Here is a 475-nt window from a genome sequence, read left to right on the forward strand (position 1 = left end):
CTTTATCGTAGTAGTAATCCTTGCCATCAATGGTTACCTTTTCACCTTTTGCTTGGATACCATTGTCATGGAAGTAGAGGTTAAAGCTATCGATGGTTTGTGGGCCAGTTAGTTTGTGGCCCTCACTGTCTAGGTAATACCAGTTACCTTGATCATCAGAAGTGAACTTGCCACCTTGGGAAGGTGTTTCCTGTGAAGTAGTTACGTTATCGCTTTTTTCAGATGTGGTTTCAACACTTCTATCGGTTGTAGCTGTCTCACCAGATTGAGCGGGTTCAAGCTTTTTATCAGTCTCGTTAGCAGGCTGTGTCGTAGGCGTTTCTGTAGGCTGACTAGTCGCATTAGTAGATGTAGTGTCAGTGTCAGAAGATACTGCTTCACTAGAAGCTTTCTCAACAGTAGTGCTTGCTGGAGCCACTTCGGTTCTTGTAATGAGGCTGTCACTTGTCTCAAGATTGCTGTCAGAGACGACATT

At 44.2% G+C, this 475-nt stretch carries 1 pseudogene; it reads right to left on the minus strand.

Annotated features, from left to right (window positions below):
* Window positions 1–475: pseudogene (locus tag HMPREF3112_RS11555) on the minus strand (glucosyl transferase); the annotation flags it as partial.

Origin of the sequence: Streptococcus sp. HMSC10E12, from assembly GCF_001807855.1 — a bacterium.
Taxonomy (GTDB): Bacteria; Bacillota; Bacilli; order Lactobacillales; family Streptococcaceae; genus Streptococcus; species Streptococcus salivarius.